The 23,357-nt window shown below is 49.8% G+C and carries 26 protein-coding genes and 2 tRNA genes; 19 read left to right on the forward strand and 9 right to left on the reverse strand.

Features of this window, described 5'->3' with window-relative positions; genetic code table 11:
- Positions 1-188 (reverse strand): hypothetical protein (locus KDK17_RS09600; protein ID WP_257287939.1); only part of this gene is annotated, 188 nt, incomplete at its 3' end.
- A 187-nt stretch (positions 189-375) separates the two neighbouring features.
- On the opposite strand from KDK17_RS09600, the gene KDK17_RS09605 reads away from it, so the two are divergent.
- Positions 376-1,830, forward strand: a complete 1,455-nt coding sequence (locus KDK17_RS09605; protein WP_257275297.1) for an NAD-dependent succinate-semialdehyde dehydrogenase — start codon at positions 376-378, stop codon at positions 1,828-1,830.
- Positions 1,831-1,945: 115 nt separating this feature from the next.
- Here KDK17_RS09605 and ahpF read toward each other — a convergent pair whose 3' ends face one another.
- The 3 genes from ahpF to KDK17_RS09620 form a co-directional block, all read right to left on the reverse strand.
- Positions 1,946-3,535 (reverse strand): alkyl hydroperoxide reductase subunit F, encoded by a 1,590-nt coding sequence (gene ahpF, locus KDK17_RS09610; RefSeq protein ID WP_257287940.1) that lies wholly within the window; start codon positions 3,533-3,535, stop codon positions 1,946-1,948.
- A gap of 73 nt (positions 3,536-3,608) precedes the next feature.
- Positions 3,609-4,172: an alkyl hydroperoxide reductase subunit C gene (gene ahpC / locus KDK17_RS09615; RefSeq protein WP_257254284.1), complete on the reverse strand. Its 564-nt coding sequence runs from the start codon at positions 4,170-4,172 to the stop codon at positions 3,609-3,611.
- A gap of 318 nt (positions 4,173-4,490) precedes the next feature.
- A complete protein-coding gene (locus KDK17_RS09620; protein ID WP_257275295.1) occupies positions 4,491-5,045 on the reverse strand; it encodes a DUF1415 domain-containing protein in 555 nt (184 codons plus the stop codon).
- Positions 5,046-5,200: 155 nt separating this feature from the next.
- Between KDK17_RS09620 and rmuC the strand changes: the two genes are divergently transcribed.
- Complete coding sequence (rmuC, locus tag KDK17_RS09625; RefSeq protein ID WP_257287941.1) at positions 5,201-6,691, forward strand: DNA recombination protein RmuC; 1,491 nt, start codon at positions 5,201-5,203, stop codon at positions 6,689-6,691.
- On the opposite strand, the gene KDK17_RS09630 is transcribed toward rmuC, so the two are convergent.
- A complete protein-coding gene (locus tag KDK17_RS09630) occupies positions 6,661-7,593 on the reverse strand; it encodes a LysR family transcriptional regulator (protein ID WP_257275294.1) in 933 nt (310 codons plus the stop codon). The genes rmuC and KDK17_RS09630 overlap by 31 nt on opposite strands.
- 99 nt (positions 7,594-7,692) lie before the next feature.
- Here KDK17_RS09630 and KDK17_RS09635 point away from each other — a divergent pair, with 99 nt between their 5' ends.
- The 4 genes from KDK17_RS09635 (at position 7,693) to KDK17_RS09650 (ending at position 9,529) form a co-directional block, all read left to right on the forward strand.
- Positions 7,693-8,202 (forward strand): lactoylglutathione lyase family protein, encoded by a 510-nt coding sequence (locus KDK17_RS09635; protein WP_257275293.1) that lies wholly within the window; start codon positions 7,693-7,695, stop codon positions 8,200-8,202.
- A gap of 206 nt (positions 8,203-8,408) precedes the next feature.
- The gene (locus tag KDK17_RS09640) at positions 8,409-9,242 is read left to right on the forward strand and encodes an SDR family oxidoreductase (protein ID WP_257287942.1); all 834 of its coding nucleotides are present in this window, start codon (positions 8,409-8,411) and stop codon (positions 9,240-9,242) included.
- A gap of 103 nt (positions 9,243-9,345) precedes the next feature.
- Positions 9,346-9,433: transfer RNA gene (locus KDK17_RS09645), tRNA-Ser, on the forward strand.
- Between the two features lie 19 nt (positions 9,434-9,452).
- A tRNA-Arg gene (locus tag KDK17_RS09650) sits at positions 9,453-9,529 on the forward strand.
- Between the two features lie 349 nt (positions 9,530-9,878).
- Here KDK17_RS09650 and KDK17_RS09655 read toward each other — a convergent pair.
- From KDK17_RS09655 to KDK17_RS09670, 4 genes are read right to left on the reverse strand one after another with little or no spacing between them, the layout of a single operon-like run.
- Positions 9,879-10,304, reverse strand: a complete 426-nt coding sequence (locus KDK17_RS09655; RefSeq protein ID WP_257254744.1) for a hypothetical protein — start codon at positions 10,302-10,304, stop codon at positions 9,879-9,881.
- Positions 10,295-11,656 carry a recombinase family protein gene (locus tag KDK17_RS09660; protein WP_257287943.1) on the reverse strand — a complete coding sequence of 454 codons (1,362 nt, stop codon included), beginning with the start codon at positions 11,654-11,656 and terminating at the stop codon, positions 10,295-10,297. Before KDK17_RS09660 ends, KDK17_RS09655 begins: the two co-directional genes overlap by 10 nt.
- Entirely contained in the window at positions 11,625-12,104 is a 480-nt protein-coding gene (locus KDK17_RS09665; protein ID WP_257287944.1) for a DUF2924 domain-containing protein, read from the reverse strand. Before KDK17_RS09665 ends, KDK17_RS09660 begins: the two co-directional genes overlap by 32 nt.
- Positions 12,094-12,297 carry a hypothetical protein gene (locus tag KDK17_RS09670; RefSeq protein ID WP_257287945.1) on the reverse strand — a complete coding sequence of 68 codons (204 nt, stop codon included), beginning with the start codon at positions 12,295-12,297 and terminating at the stop codon, positions 12,094-12,096. Before KDK17_RS09670 ends, KDK17_RS09665 begins: the two co-directional genes overlap by 11 nt.
- Before the next feature lie 211 nt (positions 12,298-12,508).
- On the opposite strand from KDK17_RS09670, the gene KDK17_RS09675 reads away from it, so the two are divergent.
- From KDK17_RS09675 to KDK17_RS09735, 13 genes are all read left to right on the forward strand, one after another.
- Complete coding sequence (locus tag KDK17_RS09675) at positions 12,509-13,675, forward strand: hypothetical protein (protein ID WP_257287946.1); 1,167 nt, start codon at positions 12,509-12,511, stop codon at positions 13,673-13,675.
- Positions 13,668-14,660 (forward strand): hypothetical protein, encoded by a 993-nt coding sequence (locus KDK17_RS09680; protein ID WP_257287947.1) that lies wholly within the window; start codon positions 13,668-13,670, stop codon positions 14,658-14,660. Before KDK17_RS09675 ends, KDK17_RS09680 begins: the two co-directional genes overlap by 8 nt.
- 245 nt (positions 14,661-14,905) lie before the next feature.
- Positions 14,906-15,385: a hypothetical protein gene (locus KDK17_RS09685; RefSeq protein ID WP_257287948.1), complete on the forward strand. Its 480-nt coding sequence runs from the start codon at positions 14,906-14,908 to the stop codon at positions 15,383-15,385.
- Positions 15,386-15,537: 152 nt separating this feature from the next.
- Entirely contained in the window at positions 15,538-15,795 is a 258-nt protein-coding gene (locus KDK17_RS09690) for an AlpA family transcriptional regulator (RefSeq protein ID WP_257287949.1), read from the forward strand.
- Positions 15,792-16,259, forward strand: coding sequence for a hypothetical protein (locus tag KDK17_RS09695; protein ID WP_257287950.1), 468 nt, complete (start codon positions 15,792-15,794; stop codon positions 16,257-16,259). The genes KDK17_RS09690 and KDK17_RS09695 overlap by 4 nt, the downstream gene beginning before the upstream one ends.
- The gene (locus KDK17_RS09700; RefSeq protein ID WP_257287951.1) at positions 16,256-17,098 is read left to right on the forward strand and encodes an ATP-binding protein; all 843 of its coding nucleotides are present in this window, start codon (positions 16,256-16,258) and stop codon (positions 17,096-17,098) included. Before KDK17_RS09695 ends, KDK17_RS09700 begins: the two co-directional genes overlap by 4 nt.
- A gap of 2 nt (positions 17,099-17,100) precedes the next feature.
- Complete coding sequence (locus KDK17_RS09705) at positions 17,101-17,754, forward strand: hypothetical protein (protein WP_257287952.1); 654 nt, start codon at positions 17,101-17,103, stop codon at positions 17,752-17,754.
- 51 nt (positions 17,755-17,805) lie between these two features.
- Positions 17,806-19,908 (forward strand): AAA family ATPase, encoded by a 2,103-nt coding sequence (locus KDK17_RS09710; protein ID WP_257287953.1) that lies wholly within the window; start codon positions 17,806-17,808, stop codon positions 19,906-19,908.
- Positions 19,909-20,220: 312 nt separating this feature from the next.
- Positions 20,221-20,601, forward strand: a complete 381-nt coding sequence (locus KDK17_RS09715; RefSeq protein WP_257287954.1) for a DUF6362 family protein — start codon at positions 20,221-20,223, stop codon at positions 20,599-20,601.
- A 181-nt stretch (positions 20,602-20,782) separates the two neighbouring features.
- Entirely contained in the window at positions 20,783-22,060 is a 1,278-nt protein-coding gene (locus KDK17_RS09720) for a site-specific DNA-methyltransferase (RefSeq protein ID WP_257287955.1), read from the forward strand.
- Positions 22,026-22,301 (forward strand): flagellin, encoded by a 276-nt coding sequence (locus KDK17_RS09725; RefSeq protein WP_257276409.1) that lies wholly within the window; start codon positions 22,026-22,028, stop codon positions 22,299-22,301. Before KDK17_RS09720 ends, KDK17_RS09725 begins: the two co-directional genes overlap by 35 nt.
- Before the next feature lie 16 nt (positions 22,302-22,317).
- Entirely contained in the window at positions 22,318-22,761 is a 444-nt protein-coding gene (locus KDK17_RS09730) for an N-acetylmuramoyl-L-alanine amidase (protein ID WP_257276410.1), read from the forward strand.
- Positions 22,758-23,126, forward strand: coding sequence for a holin family protein (locus tag KDK17_RS09735; RefSeq protein ID WP_257276411.1), 369 nt, complete (start codon positions 22,758-22,760; stop codon positions 23,124-23,126). The genes KDK17_RS09730 and KDK17_RS09735 overlap by 4 nt, the downstream gene beginning before the upstream one ends.
- Positions 23,127-23,357: the final 231 nt, after the last annotated feature.

The raw sequence follows: 23,357 nt of genomic DNA on the forward strand, positions 1-23,357 counted from the left end.
CCAGGCATTGAATAAAGCAAAACCCCAGTTGAGTGATCGGCTGGGGTTTTTGTTTTGTGGAAAAAAGAAAAACAGTAGCAGTTCTCAGACATCCTGCCTTCCAGTGCCTTCGGATTTTCCAGTTCATCAAAAGAAATATCCCTGAGCGGCCCACATCGACGGTAGTGAGAGACTTGTTCATGTGACAAAATCGCCGGGAACGATTTGGAAGCCGATGTTCAGAACGCTTTTGATATGGCCTATGCCCAGCATGTAAAACGTGCCAGCTATGACCTGTTCGATTTTCAAGATCATGGGTGTCAAAACACTTTAAGGTTGTGAACAACCTCCAGGCCTCTTCGTTCATTGAAGCCGTGCACTATCAAGGGGTTCTCCATGAAACTGAACGACTCCGGTCTTTTCAAACAGCAGGCCTACATCAATGGTAAGTGGGTCAGCGCCATAGAAACGCTTCCCGTTCAAAACCCGGCTACAGGTAAGGTGATTGCCCATATCCCCATGCTGGCGGCTTCAGATGTTCTTAACGCAATCAAAGCAGCAGAAGAAGCCTTTATAGGATGGCGAGCAAAAACAGCAGCAGAACGTTCTGGTTTACTCCGCAAGTGGTACACCTTGATCCGGGAGAATCAGGAAGATCTGGCCATGCTGATGACCACTGAACAGGGCAAACCGTTGTCAGAGTCCAGGGGCGAAGTGAGGTATGGTGCTTCTTTCATAGAGTGGTACGCCGAAGAAGCTAAACGAGCTTATGGTGATCTGATTCCTGCTACCAAAAGCAGCCAGAGAGTGCTGGTCACACGGGAACCGGTCGGCGTGGTTGCTGCAATAACGCCCTGGAATTTCCCTAATGCCATGATCGCTCGAAAAGTAGCTCCTGCCCTGGCAGCAGGCTGTACCATTATTATCAAGCCTTCGGAGCTGACGCCTCTGTCGGCTCTTGCCCTGGTAGAACTGGCAGAACGAGCGGGTATTCCAGCAGGTGTTATTAATATTGTCACAGGTGATGCCAAAGAAATCGGTGCTGAGTTAACGGGCAGTCCTGTCATAAAGAAACTGTCGTTTACTGGATCGACTGCTGTAGGCAAACTATTAATGAAGCAATGTGCGGGCTCGGTTAAAAAAATCTCACTGGAGTTAGGTGGCAATGCGCCTTTCATCGTTTTTGATGATGCCAATGTCGATCAGGCGGTTCAGGGTGCGATAGCCTCCAAGTATCGGAACTCAGGTCAGACCTGTGTTTGTATGAATCGTCTGTTTGTCCAGGATGGTGTCTATGACGAGTTTGTTGAGAAGTTTTCCGAAGCGGTTTCCAGACTTACGGTGGGTCCTGCAATTGATGGCGACTTCAATCAGGGGCCTTTAATCAATGAGGCTGCACTGCTGAGGATCAGGAGTATTGTTGATGATGCGTTAGCCAAAAAAGGCCGACTGCTCACAGGAGGCCGCTCTCATAGTCTGGGTGGTCTGTTCTATGAGCCAACTGTTCTGGCGGATGCCTCCAGGGAGATGAAGTGCTATCAGGAAGAGGTGTTTGGCCCCATAGCCCCTGTCTTCCGGTTTCAGTGCGAAGAGGACGTGATCAGAATGGCTAACGATACCCAATATGGTTTAGCTGCATACTTTTATACTAATGACTTTAGTCGTGTATTCAGGGTAGCTGGAGCGCTGGAGTACGGCATGGTGGCTGTCAATGAGGGTGTGTTATCTACAGAAGTGGCCCCATTTGGAGGCATCAAGGAGTCAGGTATTGGTCGAGAGGGATCAAAGTATGGTCTGGATGAGTATCTGGAAATGAAATATGTACTATTAGGAGGCATCAACGCTTCCTGAGAGTAGTCAAAATCATTTGAGAAGAATAAAGTGCCAGGTCAGGAAGTCTCAGGTTGGCGGTCAGACTTAAGCCTGACCTGGCGGAGAGTGATTAACTTGGTTGATTCGTAATCAATCAGGCAGCTGAAGCGGTATCGCCTTCAAAACTGTTTCTGATCAGGTAATCAAAAGCACCCAGTGAGGCGTTGGCGCCGCTACCCATAGCAATAATAATTTGCTTGTAAGGTGCGGTTGTCACATCTCCGGCTGCATAAACACCTGGGATGGAGGTTTCGCCCCGGCTATCAACTACAATTTCACCACGTGGGGTTAACTCCATTGCCTCTTTAAGGAATTCAGTATTCGGTACCAGGCCAATCTGAACAAAAATACCTTCCAATTCTAAACTGATTTCGTCGTCTGTATTGCGGTCTTTATAGGTCAGGCCATTTACTTTATTACCGTCGCCTAGTACTTCTGTCGTCAGTGCGTTGGTAATAATGGTGACATTCTTTAAAGAACGCAGCTTTCGCTGAAGCACTTCGTCAGCTCTTAACTGGCTGTCAAACTCAATCAGCGTGACGTGGGAAACAATGCCTGCCAAATCAATAGCCGCTTCAACACCTGAGTTACCACCGCCAATCACAGCAACACGTTTGTCCTTGAACAGAGGTCCGTCACAGTGCGGGCAGTAGGCTACCCCTTTCCCCCGGTATTCCTGCTCGCCTGGCACATTCATCTCTCTCCAACGGGCACCGGTTGCTATCAGTACGGTTTTACTCTTCAGACTGGCGCCGCTTTCCAGTTGGATTTCTACCAGCTCTCCGGCGTTGCGGTCATTTTCAATCAGGGCGCTGGCGCGCTGGTTACTCATGACATCTACGTCATAGTCGAGAACGTGTTGTTCCAGATTGGCCACTAGTTTTGGACCTTCGGTTTCCTTAACGGAGATGAAGTTTTCAATGGCCATGGTGTCCATCACCTGACCGCCAAAGCGGTCGGCTACCAGACCGGTACGAATACCTTTGCGAGCTGCATAAATAGCGGCGGCCGCACCCGCCGGACCGGCACCGACAATCAATAGATCATAAGGATCTTTCTTGTTGATGGCTTCAGCCGTGCGCTTTTCAGCATTTATGTCCAGTTTGGCAACGATTTCGGCGGTATTCATACGACCATGACCAAATGGCTGGCCGTTAACAAATACGGCGGGTACAGCCATGACCTGCTTTTCATCCACCTCATCCTGAAACAAGGCACCGTCGATCATGGTGTGCCGGATACCGGGATTCAAGACGGCCATCAGGTTCAGAGCCTGAACAACCTCAGGGCAGTTCTGGCAGGACAGGGAGATATAAGTTTCAAAATTGAACTCGCCTTCCAGTTGTTTGATCTGCTCGAGCAAATCAGCTTCCATCTTGGCTGGATGACCACCGCTCTGGAGAATAGCCAGTATCAATGAGTTAAATTCGTGGCCCATAGGCAGCCCGGCAAAGCGGATTGCAGGGCGATTGTCCTGGCCTTGAATGGCCATGGAAGGCCTTCTTTCCAGCTCGTTGTTACTTTCACTTAACGTGATTTGGCTGGAGAGTGATTCAAGGTCTTTAGCAAGTGAAGCCATTTCCTGTGATTTCGCAGAGTCATCAAGAGACACAACGATCTCAACAGGTGTTTTCAGGTTCTGAAAGTAAGCTTCCAATTGCTTTTTGATGTTTGCATCTAACATGATTGACTCGCTTGATCTTTTCGATTTGGTTCAGGCTCTCTGCTGTTGAATAATGGCAGGGAGCCCGGACAGTTTAGATTTTGCCGACCAGGTCCAGGGAAGGCGCCAAAGTTTCTTCACCCGGTTGCCATGCAGCCGGGCATACCTGACCAGGGTTCTCTGCGATGAACTGAGCCGCTTGAATCTTGCGAACCAGCTCTCCAGCGTTACGGCCAATACCCGAATCGTGAGTTTCAACGACTTTGATCTCACCCTCAGGGTTCATGACAAAGGTGCCTCGCAGAGCCAGACCTTCTTCTTCGATCATGACTTCAAAGTTGCGAGTGATCTGACCGGTTGGGTCGCCGATCATTGGGTATTTGATCTTGTTAATGGTCTCAGAGCTGTCGTGCCAGGCTTTGTGAGTGAAGTGGGTGTCTGTGGAGACGGAGTACACTTCAACACCCATAGCTTGAAGTTGTTCGTAGTGGTCAGCCAGGTCACCCAATTCAGTCGGGCAAACAAAGGTGAAGTCTGCCGGGTAGAAGAAGACAACAGACCACTTGCCTTTCAGGCTCTCTTCGGTCACTTCAACGAAGTCGCCATTGTGAAAAGCAGTGGCTTTGAACGGCTTGATTTGTGTATTAATGAGGGACATGGTTTATTCCTTCTTGCTGGTAATCATTCTGTTTTTTAGTCAGCCGTTTTCGGTGGCGACATGGAAAGAATATGCCGATTTGATTGATTGGTATAATTGATCGTTCAAATGCTATTGATAGATTTAATCTATTGGTCAGGTGGCGGGTTATATTTTTCTGTTCATTGCAGCAGCTTTATTTGATAGAGATGTATCAAACTCAACAGGCTTTTTGTGCAGCTACGCGCTGATATACATACTCCGTTTTTCTGAGCTTGCTGAAGGGCTACGGCACTGTAATTCGACAGGCTTAGTGCTACTACGATATGGGGTATGGCGCTAGCGTGTTTTGCGGGCAAATAGATAAGGAAACAGCTTCAGTTTCTCATCGGCTGTCAGGTTATTCATCTGTTTAATGTTTCTATCGGGAATGCCATCCGGGTTCGGGTAACTGGCCAGGGCCTTCTCCAGGCTGTCTTCCCGGATAATATGCAGAAGAGGGTAGGGGGAACGGTTGGTCAGGTTTTCATCATCTTCCGGGTCAGTATCGGCAAAGCAGTAATTTGGATGGAAACTGGCTATCTGGAACTGACCTTCCCAATGGAAGCCGCGAAGCAGGGCATCCACATGCTGCAGAAACTGGTTATAGTCGTCAAAATCCTCAAGCATGTTCGCGATGACAATCAGGGTGGTCTCCAGTTCACTGGCAGGTGTCTCGGCAGCAAGTGTCAGTTCAGACTGCAACGTCTCCAGCAGAGCGTCTTCCGTGGTATCCCTTGAGAGGGTGATTCGAATCTGGTTGTGTTGCTCTGGCCAGGCTGCAAAGGGGCAGAGATCCAGGCCAATCACTACCTCTTTAAGCCATTGGCTGACTGCATTAATCTCTTTACTCATGGGGGGAAGTCCGGGTTAATGTGTCACCAAGTATGGCAGAAAGTACTTTTCGGAGCACGAAAGTGGCAGAGATAGGCAACAGCACTGAGCTGTTGATTTCAGTAAAAATACCGTAATGTTCATCAGTAGTAACCTGTGCTGATGAGAGTGCGTGCATGTCTGCAATTGAAATGGCTGCGGCTATTGTCCTGATCTTGATCTGTTCCGGATTATCCTGGCTGTTTGCCAGACAAAGAGCGGCTGCTGGATTGGCAAAGCTGACTGCACAGATGCATGAGCAGGGGCTCAGAATTTCTGAACTTGTCGCAGAGCAGGATCAGCTTTTCAGTGAAAGGGACAAGCTGCAATGGGATAATCGCGACCTGCACATTATAAAAGGAAAACTGGAAACCCTGCTGAATAATGAAAAACACAGAGTTCAGGAAAGAGAAGAGTCACTCAGGGAAGGTCTGTTAAAACATCGGGATGAGCAGGAAGCCCGGTTTACTGCAGAAAAGCAGGTTCGGGAATTGAAGGTCAGGCTTGAAGAGCAACAGTTGCAAAATGACAAGTCATTGCGGCAGTTGGAAGACAATAAACAAGTGCTTAAGGAGGAGTTTGGTAATCTTGCAAATGAGATTCTGGAAGCCAAGAGTCAATCGGTTTCACAACAGCATCAGGCAGGTTTGGAAAACCTGCTGAAACCTTTCAAGGAACAACTCGGCGAGTTTCGAAACAAGGTCGAAGAAGCCAGAAAAGCGGACAACGAAGGTCGGGCTGCGCTCAAACAGCAGCTGGAGACCCTGCATAATCTGAACCAGAAGATCACCGATGAAGCAGGCAACCTTGCCAGAGCTCTGAAAGGTGATAAAAAGCTACAGGGTAATTGGGGTGAGTTGCAAGTTGAAAAGATTCTGGAGAGCAGTGGCCTGATCAAAGGGCAGGAGTACCAGCGGGAAGCCAATTTCAAGGATGAAGAAGGCCAGAACAAACGGCCTGACTTTATCGTCTATCTACCCGAACAAAAGCATCTGATTATTGACTCCAAAGTCTCGCTGGTGGACTACCTGAGTTATGTCAATGCGGAAACCGATGCCGAGCGTGAAGCCGCTCTGAAGAGACATATACAAAGCATACGGAACCACATCCACAGTCTTAACGAGAAAGATTATCCCTCACTGCCAGAGGTTAAAGCGCCAGACTTTGTCTTTATGTTCATGCCGGTTGAACCTGCCTTCATGGTGGCCTTCCAGCATGACCAGCAATTATTCAATGAGGCTTTTGAGAAGCGTATTGTGGTGGTAACACCCACCACACTTTTGGCCACACTCAGAACAGTGTCTAACCTCTGGACAATAGAAAGACAGAATGCCAATGCCCGAAAGCTGGCTGACAAGGCTCGCCAAGTGTACGACAAACTTCGTATTTTTGTTGAGAAGATGGAAAAGCTGGATCAGCAACTGACCAGTGCCAGAGGTACATACGATGACGCTATGGGCACCTTGAAGCACGGTCGGGGGAATCTGATCTCTCAGGCGGATCAGTTCTTGAATCTGGGGGTGCGAGTGAAAAAGGAGCTGCCCAGACAGACGCTGGAAACGGCTGACTTGGGAAGCGACATAGCCATCGAGTGTGATCAGCAATCCATTGAGGATGATGAAGACTGATAAGACGATTCATCGGTTTTCTGCATCGACTCTTGATCCGAAAAAAGGGTTTCCTGAATAAACTGGAATCTGGAAGGGAGCAGCCGGTGCTTTTTAAAGACCCGGTAGATCGTTTCATAAGCGCGCTCAGGCAATCCCACTACCTTGATCCTTTCAGGAAAGGCGAAAGATCTGACAGCTGATACCGGCAGCACCGTAAACCCTAATCCTGCCGCTACAGGCTCGAGTATCAGGTTAATCTGGTTGATGTAGCCGTTGGCCGGGAAGTCAGAAATCCCCCTGAAGACGCCAGGAAAATTTTCCTCAAGCAACAGGCTGGCATGATGTTCTGCGTCCGGGTGATGAATCATACCCAGTGTCCGGAGCTGTTCATATTCCCGAAATTGGAAGTTTACAGGTACGACCAGACAGACTTCTTCGGTCATGACAGATTGAGCCTCCAGGCTGCTGGATTCCGGCTTCTGGCTCATATAGCCACAGTCCAGACGATTGTTTAGCAGTTCAGACTCAATCCGGTGGTTTGGGGCAATCTCAAAAAATATTTTCAGGCCCGGGTTCCTTTTCTGGGCGTTGATGAGTCTTGGGTAAAGAGCCAGACCCAGGGCTCCGGGTGAAGATAGACGACATAAGCCGGAATGGGGGTCATCCCTGTTTAGCGCCTCCCTCAGATTTTCTTCACCTTCCAGTATTTTAAGGGCAAAGCGATATACCATTTCACCCGCTGGAGTCAGTTCAAAGTGTTTGCCCTGGCGGTTGATCAGGCTTGTCTGATAATGAGTTTCCAGTTTCTTAATATGCTGGCTGACTCCGGGTTGGGTCATAGCCAGAAGATCTGCCGTTCGGGTGAAGTGACCCTGCTCGATCAGGGTAATGAAGGTTCTCAGCCAGCTTGGATTTACCATAATTAAATATTATTAAATATATTATAAATAATAATTTTAAGTTGTTGATTGGTTTTTTTAAACTGCTGCCATTGATGAAAAACGGATGGAGTTTGCTCAATGTCTAATACAGTTTACCCTCGCACCTTTTCACACATCGGAATCTCAGTACCGGATCTGGAGAAAGCCGTTAAGTTCTACACCGAGGTGTTGGGCTGGTACCTGATTATGGAGCCCACAGAGATTGTAGAAGATGACAGTGCTATTGGTGTGATGTGTACTGATGTTTTTGGTCCTGAGTGGGGATCATTTCGCATCGCACATATGTCAACAGGTGACAGAATCGGTGTAGAGCTGTTCGAATTCAAGAACTACGAAGAGCGTGACAATAACTTTGAATACTGGAAGCCCGGTGTCTTTCATTTCTGTGTTCAGGACCCGGATGTTGAAGGTCTGGCAGAAAAAATTGTTGCCGCAGGTGGCAGGCAGCGTATGCCAGTTCGTTACTACTACCCGGATGAAAAGCCTTATCGTATGGTTTATATGGAAGACCCGTTTGGCAATATTCTGGAAATCTACAGCCACAGCTACGAGCTGATTTATTCTTCTGGTGCTTACACCAAGAGCTGAAGTCTGTTTCACTGCTTCTGATTTCGTTAGCCGGTAAAGGATAAACTGACCACGGTTCAGATTATTTTTTACCGGTTCATGGTTGGTCTGAAAAAGTGAATATCATGAATCTGGAGTTACTATAGATGATTTGTCAAAAATGACTTTTGTCGCATGATTGTCACCCGTTTTAAAGACAACAAAGCCTTGGCTTATGGAGTGAAGCAATGAAAAATGTGCTGATTACCGGCTGTTCATCCGGCATTGGGCTGGCGTTGGCTTTGGAGTTGAACCAGAGGGGGTTCAAGGTCTGGGCCACAGCAAGAAAGCTGGAATCAATCAAACATCTGTCAGAAAAAAGAATCAGGACAGCAGAGCTGGATGTCACTGATGAGGACCAGGTTAACAGGGTATTGAAAGAGATTCAGGCTGAAGATGGCGGATTGGATATCCTAATCAACAATGCAGGCTATGGTGGAATGGGGGCAGTGGCTGAATTACCCCGCGAAGAACTCCTGCAACAGTTTGAAACCAACGTCTTTGCTCCGGTATTGCTAGCCAACAAAGTCATCAAGGAAATGTGTGCTAACAAGGAAGGTACGATCATTAATATTGGCAGTATTTCAGGAGAAGTCACTACGCCTTTCTCCGGGCTTTATTGTGCTTCAAAAGCTGCCTTCAATAGCTTTTCCGATGCTTTGAGAATGGAGCTTCAGCCGTTTGGCATCAGAGTTCTGACCGTATTACCCGGTGCGATCAAATCCCGATTTGCAGAGAATGCCAATGAAGCACTTGATCGGGTGTTTACTGAAGACTCCCTGTATTTTCCAATTGAAGAGGGAGTCAGAGCACGAGCGAGTGCTTCTCAGGACAGACCGACCCCTGCCGAGACAGTAGCTTCAGAGATTGCTGTTTGGCTGGAATCGTCAAGTCAGCAGGGCATTTTAAGAGTGGGCAATGGCAGTCGGGCGCTGCCAGAGCTGAAAAGATGGCTGCCTGTTTCATGGTTTGAGGCTATTCTCAGGCGCAAGTTCAGGCTTGACCGTTTGTCCGTTAAGTAATTGCCCTAAAAGTAGAAAAAAAGTGCATTTTGGCTTTGCCTTTCAGACACTCCTGCTATAAAGTACGGCTCCGTTCGCAACAACAGACGCGAACAACGACAACGGTGAGGTGTCCGAGTGGCCGAAGGAGCACGCCTGGAAAGTGTGTATACGGAAACGTATCGAGGGTTCGAATCCCTCCCTCACCGCCAGTGAACAATTTAGTATTACGCGCTCGTAGCTCAGCTGGATAGAGTACCTGGCTACGAACCAGGCGGTCGTAGGTTCGAATCCTACCGAGCGCGCCATCTTCAGAAAGCCCTATTTTTATAGGGCTTTTTGTCGTTATGGGGGTTGGTTTTTGTCCTGCCTGTCTCGCTTTTTATTATTTTTTGGTCGTTTAATTTCCGCACTGGCAAAAACCGTAAAAATGCCCATTTTTGGCCATTTTGGTGCTTTTTTCTCTTTCTCTTCTCTTAAATTCGCACTTTTCAAAATTCTTGTGCGTACTTTGATTTTCCCTTTAAAAACAGTTGGTTATCAGTGGTTTTAGGTTGTTTGGACGGGTGTTGGGTTTGCACTTTATTAGCGATATGTGTGGGGGACGGTCGGCGAACTTTATGATTAAAAATCGAGGGGTAAAAAGGAGGGAGTACATCAATCCTCCGGTATACCCAATGCCTTCTTCTGCTCCGACCACAAGAGTGGAAAAGGCTTCATAAAATCAGCCAGTACCAAACCTCCCAGGCTGCGACCATCAATAATGGCTTCCTGAATCTCTGACGACAGAGTGGTCAGCCGGAGGATTTTCGAAGCATAGCTTTCGCTGTTGATTCCTTCCTTTTTAGCCAGCACTTTCAGGTGCTTCTCTTTTCCTGTTTCCAATGCCTTCAACCACCGATGCGCCCTGACCAGAGCATTTCTCAAAGCCGGATCGGCCTCTTCCAGTGCCGGACGACCATCTGGTGTGGTGACCTGGCTCTTGCCCTTGCGGTTGATGAACTTGATGGGGATATGCACCAGAATACAGTTCTCATCTTCGAGATAGGTGCGGGTCGCTTTGCCGGTTACTTTTATGGCCATGTCACTTCTCCTTGTAACTCATGGGTGATGGTGGGTATCCCTTCCTGGTGGAACCGAATCTCAATGCCCTGCTGATGGACGTCTATTCGGTTGACCAGCAGTTTCATTAAACGGCGCTGCTCTTGGGGAAACAGAAGATTCCAGATATCCGATAGGTCGTTCAGGGCTTCCCTGACTTGATCTTCATTGAACGTTTCCTGATCCGTCAGCATCTGCCACGTGGTGAAAATAATCTCTGGCTGCTTCAGTAAATCCCGTAGACTTTCCACCACCAAAAACTCGATTTCCTTCGCGGGCAAGGTAGGCAGGTGTGAATGTTTGTGGCCGTGCCTACGGGCCACGCTACTGACGTAGTAACGGTGCAATTTGCCCTTGCTGCGGGTGGCCGTAGGTATCAGGGCTTCCTGTTCAGGACCGAACAGAAACCCCCGCAGAAAGGAAGGACTGTGCCTGTGTCGGCTGTCTGACTGCCGGTTCGAGCTGTTGCTCTGGAGAATGGCCTCCGCCCTTGCCCAGACCTCTGGTTTGATGAGGGCTTTATGCTCACCCGGGTACCATTCACCCTTGTGTCCGATCTCACCTTTATAGAGGCGGCTCTTAAGTAGTTTGTAGATGGCGGTGCGGGTGAACTTCTTGCTTCCGACCACTTGGCCACCTTTGCGTGGCAATCGCTTGGTTCGGAAGCCCATTTCATTAATCCGTTCGGCGGTTTCAACCTGTGAGCGGGTTTCAATAAAGATCTTGAAGATCTCCCGAATAATCACCGCCTCTCCTTCATTGGGGATAAGCTTGCGATCGACCACGTCATAGCCCAGCGGTGGGGTCCCACCCATCCATTTACCCTTCTTCTTGGAGAGCAGAAACTTGTCCCTGATGCGCTCTCCAGTGACTTCCCTTTCAAACTGGGCAAAGGACAATAGAATATTAAGCGTCAGTCGTCCCATGCTGCTGGTGGTATTAAACTGCTGGGTGACAGCGACGAAGGATACTTTATGCTTGTCGAACACCTCCACCAGCCGTGCAAAGTCAGCCAGCGACCTTGAGAGGCGATCCACTTTATAAACAACCACTACATCAATCTTTCCGGCTTCCACATCCTGCATCAGTCGCTGAAGTGCAGGCCGTTCCATGTTCCCTCCGGAAAAGCCGCCATCGTCGTATTCGTCCGGCACCAGAATCCAGCCCTCCTGTTTCTGAGAAGTGATATAAGCTTCACCCGCTTCCCTCTGAGCGTGGAGTGAATTGAACTCCTGCTCCAGACCTTCTTCCGAAGACTTGCGGGTATAGACTGCACAGCGCTTGAGACCCTTAATCTTGCTTTTACTTCTGCCCATGGCTTTTTCCCCGCTCATGTCTGCTCCCCTTCAATCCAAAGAACACCGGCCCCGACCAGTGACTTCCAGTAATCAGCTTGGCGATCCCGGAAAGGCTCCGGTATATCTGTCCGCGATACTCGAAGCCTTCCCTGGTGACAATCACCTCGTGGGTTTCACCTTCATACTCCTTAACAATCCGGGTACCTGCGGGTGGCTTATTGACTCTGGCCTTGGGCACCGATTTGTCTTTAGCTGATGGCTTTTGCAGCCGTTGCAATCGATTCTTATGCTTTTCGGAAAGGCTGCCCAGTTCCAGCTCCTGAACCCGGAAGGCCAATCTTTGTCGCAGCAGTCGTTTATTGAGCCTGGGGGCTTTGGTGCCATAGAGCTTTGGCCAGAGTTCCAGCAGTGCCTTGGTGGACATCTTCTGAATGGCAGCTACCTTGGCCGCCAGGCTTGACTGTTCGGATAATTCATTCTTCATTGTTGGACTCCTGTCGTTGAACCGTATGAGACATACAGGCTCTGGTTCCGGCATTAGTCCAGTTATCTTTCTCTCTTTCGGTGTTTTCCCGCTCTTGCTGCTTTACATGGCGACGTTCAATACCGACAGCCAGAATCTGGCAGATAGCCAGGGTATTGGGATGCGGCTGATGGCTTGATAGGGTTTTGTTCATGGTGGGCTCCCATCCCTGGGTGGTGCGGATTTATTTAAAAGTGTTGCTGTAAAACTGGCTGGAATCCATACCGAGGTAACTGGTTCTATCCGGTGCTTTCCAGAGGATTGACAAGACGTGCAATCGGGTACAAGATGACACTGTATAAAAAAACAGTAGTTCGTAGAGGTCAGGATGTAGCAGTAAAAAAATCAAAAAAACGGAGGACGGGATGCCCTATGTAAAGCGAGTCCTGAAATATGTTCGGGATGATTATTGTCGTAAGTTGCTGCAGTTAACCGGAGTGACGAAAGCGCAAAGGATTATTGCTCAAGAGCCTGAAATCAGTACCACCGTCAATCTGGTAGACACCTATGCCAACCTCGATAAAAGACACCGGAAGACTTTTGAAGACCTGACTCGGCGCATTGACCAAATGACGGATGAAGTGGGTCAGGAGTTCCTGGCCAGGCTGGTCAAAAATAAAGCCGAGTACACTGCCCAGGGTGATCCTTACAATAAGGCCGCCTGGGCCCTTCTTCATGAACAGACCCTCTTTGAACAGGCCGAAAATGAGCGCTTTGCGGATGAGGCAAGGCTCACAGCAAAGTGGGATAGCTTCAAAGTATTATCCACTGTGAGTCAGCTCCCTGATCTGGAGGGATTAAAAGACTATCTCACGCAGCACTTTGGCGGTGATGATGAAGTGCTGGTGGACTTGTTTCAACGGGAGCGTCCGGGTATTGATGGCAAAATAGAAACTTTGCAGCAGGTCATGGTTTACCGGGAGGGTCTTCCCAGCCTGCTTAAGGAAGTTTCCAAAAAGAAGAAAGCCCTTCGGGAAACTATGATCAGGCCAGCGAGGGAGTACGCTTTCCTCTGGAACCCGAAGAAGGGCGAGCTGGAAGTGGTGACTCGCAAGAAGCAGGAGCGCGAGCAGTTGGCCCAGCTTTTCACCAGCAAGGCACTGGGAGTAAAGGAGGCTCCGCAAAAGTTGGAGAGAAGACAGCTTACGCTGGATGTCCTGAAGTCAAACCCTGTCCTGCCATTCAACCGGCAAGAAGGTATTGAACAGGTCTCTGTCTCTTATCTGAAATTCAAGTCAACCCGAAGCGACGCTGTTTACACCGCTCAATCCCCTGCCTATAAAGCCCATGAGAAAGATGTCTATCAGGTAATGAAAGAGGATGAGACTGAACTCTTTCTGAATTGTGACCAGTACTCTGTTGTTGAGGCTTCTATTGCCGTGAAGTTCAGGAAAAGAGAAGGGCAAAATCGTGCCAACAGTACCACCATCACTCTGAAAGATCCCTGCACTTCCAACTTGCAGGATTTGACGGAACGGGAACGTTATCTCAGCTGGAACAAACTCAAGGAGTGGGGGCTGACTCATGACTGACAGACTGAAATTACCCGAGAAACAGCGCTCATTTCGTTACCTGGCCGGTCTGTATGAAACCGATTCTGAAACGGTTCTGAAGGCTTGTCTGGAAAGATACAGACCTAACGAAGTCGCCGACATTGTGAGCTCTGGAGCGTTGACTCCGGGAGGTTTGGCTTCCGTCATCCCGATTGATACCGACGACGGAGAGCTATGGCTGGAGGTGGTTGAGAGAAATCCTGAGCGGGAGCCGGGTGTCTTCACTTGCTACTGTGTCTCCGAAGGTTTCGTTGAGGTTACGGAAGAGCAACAGCGACAATACAAGTACGACAGGGACTGGCTAATCAAAGTGCTTAAGAGCCAACTTCAGTTGTCAGGCGAACAGGTCACGGTGATTCCTGAGCTGCTCCAGTGGCTGGGAAATATTCAGGTCGATGGGCAGCCTTACCAGGTTCTGCTTGCCCGACACCTGACCAGTATGAGTGGTTTTAAAAGCATTTATCAGAGCCTGGAAAACTGGAAGGGTAAAGCGCCCGGTGTGGTTCTGACGGTATCCGAGCGGTTTGACCACCTGCTTCCTTTGCCAGGACCGTATCCGATTGTGTCGATTATGTCGCTGCTGTCTTCTGAAGGTACTTGTGAAATACATGCTCAAAAGTTGAAAGATGTACTGCGAGCAACCTTTGAGCCAGATGCTGAGTCATTGGAAGTCAGGTGGGAATGTTATGACAATCAAGGAAGGTTTGAGGCCAATGACCGTGAGCCTTGGGATATTAGCGGTGGTCAGCGCTGTAAGATAGCCAGCATGATTTATGACGCTTGGCTAATGGGCAACCGGGGAGTCTCCACCAGTCAGCTCAGAGAGGAAGGCATAGGCTACACCCGCCCAAGCAACTGTTTTAATGACAATGATCTTTGGCAGGAATACATCCAATATGAAAACCGGTTGTGGAGCTTGAAAGCTGATCCTCACCCCAGAAGAAAAGCGATTACTAAAGAGTAGTTTGACCTTTAGAAGAAAAAATACGACCAAGCAAAGGCAGCCAGCAAGCCGCTGGCTTAGCGATTCGTTCAGATCTATTATAGATTCTATAGGCTGGAAGGGTTAATACTTACTATCGATATTGTATCTTATTAATAATAAAAGGGGTTTTTCTTATTCTTGCTGGTTTTTTTGGTGGTTAAAGTAAGGGGCAAAGCAGATCTCGTGTCCTTATTTGTGTTACCAGCTCTTTTCAGGTCTTCATCATGTTAAAGCCAATCGTCAAAATAACCTTGTTGTCCTTATTATCAGCGCTGGTAGGGTGTTCGTCAGTAGGTTCGTCAGTAAGTGGCGTTCTTAGCAGCATTCAGGCAGGTTATGATGAGACCATCCGAAAAGCACAGGAGCGTCGCTTTGAAGAGCGCAGTGATGAAGCAATGGCGTTTGCAAAAAAGTTATGTGAAGTAAAAAGCGCTGACCTGACGGGCGATGCCAGGAAAAATCACATGGACTGGTGTCTGGACTATGTGTACACCAATGTCATGCTCAAAAAATACGGTGAAACAAGTGATGCACCTGCTGTAAAGTCAAACCCGGTACAGTCAGGCCAGAAAGTTTACCGGCCTGATGAATGCACTGGCCCGGTTATTAATGGTGAGTGCCACGGCGCTGTGATCCCTAAGGGGTATGTGCCAACTTGCTATGGCACCATGCTGAATGGCCAATGCACTGGCCCTATGTTTTGAAAAATTTAACTGTACACACATTTGTACCTTGCTGACTCTTGTCACAAAAAAAACCGGCTGCATGCCGGTTTTTTTTGTGATTTTTTAACAAAAAACACGTCGTCTCCGCTCTGTCTCCGCCCCATCTCCGCTCTGTCTCCGTCGACTGTCCCATGATTGATCCTGCCTTTGGAAAAAACAAGAAGGAGCATGAAATGGAAGTGCAACACCTGAGCCAGAAAGAACTGGCCGACCGCTGGCGGATCAGCCCCTACACCCTCGAGAAATGGCGTATGCGTGGGTTGGATCCCTGCTATATCAAGCTGGGTAATCGTGTCGTTTACCGGTTGTTAGATATTGAAGCGCACGAGGCTTCGCATACCCATGCGGGTACATCGCAGCCAATCTCTTGTCGGGGAGGTGAGGTATGAGCAGCGAGCAGGAAAACATCCAGAGTATGAGCGTCGCTGAACTGGCTGCCCGTTCCGGAGAAGAGTTAGCAACTTTGGTCAAAGACACTGATAAAGCCTTGGCACAACTCCAGGTGCAAAAGGATTGGTTGGAATCGGTCATTGCCTACAAGTACGTTTTCAAGGCTTCCCAGATCCGGGCAAAGCTGCAGCAGGAGTTTGGTGAAATCAGCTTTGAAGATGAGGGTGTGGGAGTGCTGGTGGATTTGCCCAGGGAAGTCAGCTGGGATCAGCAGAAACTAAAGACCATCGCCCAGCGCATTCAGGAACAGGGTGAAGACCCATCTGAGCTCCTGGATGTTCACTACTCGGTGCCTCAGGAGAAGTTTGATCTCTGGCCCCAAGACATTCGTCGATCCTTCGAGCCAGCCTTGCAAGTGAAGCCAGGTCGTTGCACTTACCGGCTGGTGGGAGGTGTGAAATGAGCCTACCCATTCTCAATGCAGACCAGCGCAGCGAGGAGCATAAGGGTATCAAGTGCGTGCTGCTGGGCAACAGTGGGGTGGGTAAAACCACCCAGCTGCTGAGTCTCAATCCGGACACCACTTTGTTTGTGGATCTGGAAGCAGGGGATCTGGCGGTGCAGGAGTGGCCCGGCGACACCCTGCGTCCAGCCACCTGGCCGGAGTTCCGTAACTTTGCCGTCTATCTGGCAGGACCTAATCCAGCGCTTCGGGATGATCAGGTGTACTCGAAAGCCCACTATGAAGCGGTATGTCGTAAGTATGGTGATCCTCAATCCCTGGAGAAGTACGACACCTACTTCATAGATTCCATCACAGTGTTGGGAAGGCTCTGCTTTCAGTGGTGCAAAGGTCAGCCCCAGGCGTTCTCAGAGAAAACCGGCAAGCCGGATACTCGGGGCGCTTATGGCCTCCACGGTCAGGAGATGATTGCAGCCTTGACCCACCTGCAACACGCAAGGGGTAAGAATGTGGTCTTTGTCGCCATCCTCGAGGAGCGGGTGGACGACTTTAACCGCAAGCTCCACCAGCCGCAGATTGAAGGCAGTAAAACCGGTCTGGAGCTTCCTGGCATTGTTGATCAGGTCATCACACTGGGCAGTCTGCCCGATGAAGAGGGCAACCTGCGTCGTACCTTCGTTTGCCAAACCCTCAACCCCTATGGCTACCCGGCCAAGGATCGCAGCGGTCGTCTGGATGTATACGAACCGCCTCACCTCGGGCAGCTGTTTACCAAGATCCGTAGTGGGTCAAGGCAGCCTGTTCAGTTTGAAACTCAACCTCAAGGAACGGAGAAATAACCATGAGCCAACAAAGAGCTATGACACGCTGGAACGACTTTAACGATGCTACCGATCAGGGCAGCTACGATGTCATTCCTTCAGGCACTCTGGTCAAGGTACGTATGACCCTTAAGCCGGGAGGCTACGACAAGCCCGAAATGGGCTGGACCGGTGGTTACGCCACTTGTGGCGATACCGGAGCCATCTACCTCAATGCCGAGTTCACGGTGCTGGAAGGCCAGTACGCCAGGCGCAAGATTTGGTCCCTGATCGGTATGCACAGCCCCAAAGGCCCGGAGTGGGAAAACATGGGCCGTTCCTTTGTCCGGGGTGTTTTGCAATCTGCTCGTAATATCAAGGCCGAAGATAACAGTCCCCCGGCTTATAAAGCCCGGCAGTTGAAATCGTTGTCAGAGCTGGATGGTATTGAGTTCGTCGCCAAAATCAGTACTGAAAAGGATCAGTACGACGAACCCAAGAATGTCATTAAGCAGGCCATCACACCGGAGCACAAGCAGTATGCCCAGCTGATGTTTGGTCAGAATGCTCAGGGCCAAGCACTCGCTAATAATCAGCAGGGTGGCCACCCTCAGGCTCAGCTGCAATCCCAGCTCTACAGTCCTCCGGACTCAGCGCCTCACCCAGCTGAAAGCTACAACAACCAGTGGGATTAAGGCTCTAACGCCCACCTGCTGGTGGGCTTTTCCCCTACAGGGACTGTGACAATGAAGAACAAATGGCTTGATTTTAACGATGCCCAAGAGCAGGGCACGACACAGAAACGGGATGCAGAAGACGTTAAGCGTCGTATTCAGGAAAGAATGCCAGAGTACCTGACCTGGTTGTTTCCCAATGGCAAAAAACGAGGTCAGAAGTTTGTATTGGGTAACGTCCATGGCAAGAAGGGCAAGAGCCTGGAAGTGGAGCTGGGCAGTGGACTTTGGCACGACTTTGAAAGCGGTGAAGGTGGTGACATTATCAGTCTGACCGCAGCGCATCAGTCTCTTGATCCTCAAAGGGATTTTCCAGAAATTGTAGAGCTCATGGCGGAGTGGCTGGGTATGCCGTCATTCACGCCACCAGCTATTGTCAGTCATCGGGAAGAGTATGAAGACTTGGGTCATCACACAGGCAAGTGGGACTACCATGACCTTGAAGGCAACCTGATCGCCTGTGTTTACCGGTACGATACGCCAGAGGGTAAAGAGTTTCGGCCTTGGGATGTAAAGACCCGTAAAACCAAAGCCCCCAACCCCAGGCCACTCTACAACCAGCCAGGTATCAAGGTAGCGGACGAAGTACTGCTGGTGGAAGGCGAGAAAGCAGCACAGGCTTTGATTGAAAGTGGCTATTGTGCCACCACTGCAATGAACGGTGCCAAGGCCCCGACGGATAAGACGGACTGGTCACCTCTCACAGGTAAGCGTGTTTCGCTCTGGCCTGATAATGACGACGCCGGGCTGGAATATGCTTTCAGTTCGGCTAAAGCCATCGCTGATGTCGGAGCTTTGTCTGTAGTGATTCTGAAACCACCCGCAGATAAACCTGAGAAATGGGACTCTGCGGATGCTGTTCAGGAAGGCTTTGATATTGATCACTGGATGGCCAAAGCCGAGCGCAAAACAATAAAGTCGGCAGGCCTGCAACTGTCAGACTGGAGTGCGCTTCGTTACAAAGGTGAAGCCCCCGAGCAGCACTACCTGATTGAAGGCTCTTTTCCATTAGGTGTTGTCTCAATCCTTGCGGCTATGGGAGACACAGGTAAGGGAATGCTCACACTCAAGCTCGCACTGGAAATTGCCTGTGGTGAAGACCTGGCGGTCGAGGTGTTTGGTGGCAAGGTCTTACAACATGGAACAGCCGTTGTTTTCACCTCTGAGGATGATCAGGCAGAAGTACACCGTCGCCTGCAAAAACTAGACCCGACAGACTTGCGACTGAAATCTCCTGAGAAACTCTTCATCATTCCATTACCTAATGCAGGTGGCCCATTCCCCATGGTCAGGGAAACTCCGGAAGGGCCAAGAACGACATCAGAGTTTACCCAGGTAGTCTGCCAGCTTCAGGCCATTGAAGATCTCAAGCTGGTGGTCTTCGATCCCTTATCCTCTTTTGTTCATGCCGATGTGAACGCTGACCCTGCGGTGGGCAGTTACCTGACGGGGCTGTTGGCGAACCTGGCCAGTGAAACGGGTGCCACTGTGATTGTGGTTCACCATATGCGCAAACCACCAGGACAGAAACCCATCGATAGTGCAGAACAGGCCAGGGATGCCATTAGAGGCAGCAGTGCGCTGGTGGATGGTGTTCGTATGGCGTATGCCCTCTGGCCTGCACAGGACCAGATCGTGCAGCAAACTTGTCAGACTCTGAACCTGATCCCTGAGCCGAGAAGTTTTTACCAGGGAGCGGTGGTGAAATCCAATGGCCCGGCGGATCGGACAATCCGTACTTATAAACGCAACAGTATCGGATTGTTGGAGGACCTGACGGCAAGGATAAAAGGTCAACAGCCTTCTACCTATGATTTGCTGGGAGTGCTCGCTGGCGGCATCAGAATGGCAGCCAGTCGTGGGCATCCTTTTACTCATACTGGAGTGAATGGTGTCTTCAAGCACCGGCATCGTCTTCCTGAAGCCTTCCATCATATGCCCCGACACAAGCTCGAAAATATGGTTCAGGAATTGTTGAATGAGCGTCCGCCAAGAGTGGTTAAAGGCACACTTCTGGGATCAAAAGAACAAAAGTGGCTGGATTCTCCCTGGGGACTATTTGCGGATGGAAAAGGCAGGATTGAAGAGGGTGCAGATCGGTTGAAAAATGACTGATTGAGCGTTTCCAGAGCGTTTCCAATTTCCAGCATTTCCAGAACATTTCCAGAGTTTTGGAAACAGAGAAAGGTTTAAAAAAACACTCTAACAGTCTGAAAGTATAAAGAAATATGAAAATTTAAGTGGCATGTGTCGCATTTCCAATTTCCAGGAAATGGTGTGGCTCTGGAAACGTGTAACTTATTGTAAAATAAAGCATTTCCAATTTCCAGAACCCCTTACTTATATAAGTAAGGTTGGAACTTAAATTTCCAACCTTACTGATGCGTAATATTTCCGGCTGGAAATCGACTCAGGGAGGAAGCTCGAATGGACATCAATGAACTGGCTAATCGCTATCGGGAAGCTTGGCTGGTGGCACGACGAGTGTCGTCAGGCATTAATCTCCGATACTCGGCCTTCTGGCCCGAAATCAATCCCAACCGCTGGGAAGTTTATCAAGGGGAAAACAAAATCCTGAGATTGCCGAAGCCTTCGGAAGACGAAGTGGATCGCATGGTGAAGTGTATGCGCTGGTTGCGATGGGTCAGCGAGGAGGAACGCAAGCTGATCTGGCTTCGTGCATCGGGTCTGCCCTGGCGAGTGATTGCTGAAGATTTGGGTGTGAACCGGAAAACCCCATACGCACACTGGTGTAAAGCCATGAGCAGGATTGCCATCCATTTGGCCGGAGGACGTAACCCGGAGTAACCCGAAGTAACTCATGGTGTCCGGTTTTGTCTGGGTATATCCAAAATAGAGGCCTCTTCAAGGGTTGGACACTTTCGCCAAATTTGACAAGAATTAACGCTAAGCTCGAAGCGAAGTGCACCTGAACCTCACACCTCCCCGGTCTGAGGTTTTTTTTACATCTGGAAATCACGGAAGAGTCATGTCCAGAATCCTTGCCGAAGCCATAGAACATCGCCCCGTCGCTACCCTGGTGCCCTACGCCAACAACGCTCGTACTCACTCCGATGAGCAGGTGGACCAGATTGCCCGGTCCATCGAGGAGTTCGGGTTTGTCAATCCGGTACTGGTGGGCAGTGACGATGTGATCGTAGCCGGTCATGGTCGTCTGATGGCGGCGAAGCAGCTGGGCATGGAAACTGTGCCGGTGATCGTGCTGGGGCACTTGAGTGAAACCCAGCGCCGGGCGCTGATCATTGCCGACAACCAGATCACGGCCAACTCGGGATGGGATGAAGCACTGCTCAAACAGGAACTGGCAGAGCTGGATGCCCTGGATTTTGACCTGGACCTGATGGGCTTTTCCGATGAGGAGTTGGAAGGTCTGTTGCTGGTGGACGAACCAGAAGGGCAGACCGATGATGATGAAATTCCTGAACCGGAAGAGCATCCCGTCAGCCAGCTGGGTGATGTCTGGATTTTGGGAAGCCATCGGGTGCTGTGCGGCAGTGCTACCGAACAAGCCGATGTGGAAACCCTGATGGCAGGCCAGCTGGCGGATATGGTGTTCACCGATCCGCCCTACAACGTTGACTACGCCAACCCTGAGAAAAACACCCAAGCCAAAAAAGATCGCCGGATCAAAAACGACAATCTCGGCTCTGAGTTCCACGCTTTCCTGCTGGCCGCTATGACCAACCTGCTCGGAGTCTGCAAAGGGGCCATTTATATCTGCATGTCGTCGTCTGAGCTGGATACGCTCCAGAAGGCTTTTCGGGAAGCCGGTGGCAAGTGGTCCACGTTTATCATCTGGGCCAAGAACACCTTCACCCTGGGTCGTTCCGATTATCAGCGACAGTATGAGCCAATCCTCTACGGCTGGAAGGAAGGTAACGAACATTTCTGGTGTGGAGCCAGAGATCAGGGGGATGTCTGGTTCTACAGCAAGCCTGCCAGGAATGACCTGCATCCCACCATGAAACCTGTGGAACTGGTGGAGCGGGCTGTTCGCAACTCTTCCAAGACTCATGACATCGTACTCGATCTGTTTGGCGGCTCCGGCTCTACGCTGATCGCCTGCGAAAAGCCACACCGCAGTGCCCGGCTTACCGAACTGGACCCCAAATACGTGGATGTCATTGTGCGCCGATGGGAGGAGTACACAGGCAAGGAAGCCTATCTTGAATCCAATCATCTGACCTTTGAACAAACCAGAGAAGAAAGACATGGAAGAACTTTCAAGGCGACTGGATCAGATTGATTCCAAGCTCGACAAACTGAGCGATGCCGTTTCCCGTCTGTCCATGATCGAGGAACGAATCACTCACCAGACCAACAACCTTACCCGACAGGATGAACGCCTGGACGAGCAGGAGAAACGCATCCGAAAACTAGAGTTTCAGGCCAGTCGCCGGGGTGTGATGCTGGGCTATATCGAGCGCTTCGGTTGGATCGTGCTGACTGCTGCTATTGGCCTGTTGGCTTACTTTCTTAAAACATAAACTCAGGGGATGAGTCATGGGCAAGCGTAAGGAAACTAATTACATCGTCGTTCATTGCTCGGACACCCGAGCCAACCAACACGTTACTTTTGACGACATCAAACGTTGGCACACCATGGAGCGGGCCTTTCTGGATATTGGTTACCATTGGGTGATTGAGAGGGACGGTTCCGTAAAGCAGGGTCGTCCTATTGAAGACTGGGGTGCTCATGTCAAATACCACAACCATGAGAGTGTTGGCATCTGTTTGGTGGGTGGCCTGAATGAACACAATGAGCCAGAAGATAACTTCACTCCGGAACAGAAGCGAATGCTGAAGCTTCTGGTGGCTGGCCATCAAGCTATTTATTCAAACGCTGTCGTGCATGGTCATCATCACTTTAGTAAGGTGAAGACCTGTCCCAATTTTGATGTGCACCACTGGTTAAGACAGGAAGGACTGCTGGGAGGCAAACGGTGAGTTTGGTGGCTGCCATCCCGGTGATCGGGAAGGTGATCGACAAGCTTTTTCCTGATGCGAACAAAGCCAGGGAAGCCAGAGCGGAACTGAGCAAGATGCTGCTCAACGGTGAGCTGAATGAGCTGGAGCAAAAGGCTTTTGTCGTTAAAGCGGAGGCGCAGGGTGAAAGCTGGCTACAACGAAACTGGCGACCCATAGTGATGCTGGTCTTTACGGCACTGGTCGTTTGTAGATGGATGGGTTGGTCAGCACCGAATCTAACTGAGGCAGTGGAACTGAAACTGTTCAGCATTATCCAAATGGGTATTGGTGGATACATTGCCAGCCGTGGACTGGAGAAGATGACAAGAACATGGAAAGGCTGAGGCTTAATTTAAGCCGCTCTGAGCGTTTCTTTTTAAATACAGGGAGCGTCTCGGGATCGAAGAGAACGCTTGATAAGCGTCTTCTGACGGCTGTTCCGGGGTCCCTGGGAGGTATCTTCTAGTGCGGGTATGCATCAGCGCGGAATAGCGCCAGCGACAGAGTGTAAATCGGGGTTGACAGCGGTTGACATAATCTCATGCAGGCCAGTAACCATAAGGGTTTCAACGTCA

The organism is Endozoicomonas sp. SESOKO2, from assembly GCF_024606245.1.
Taxonomy (GTDB): domain Bacteria; phylum Pseudomonadota; class Gammaproteobacteria; order Pseudomonadales; family Endozoicomonadaceae; genus Endozoicomonas_A.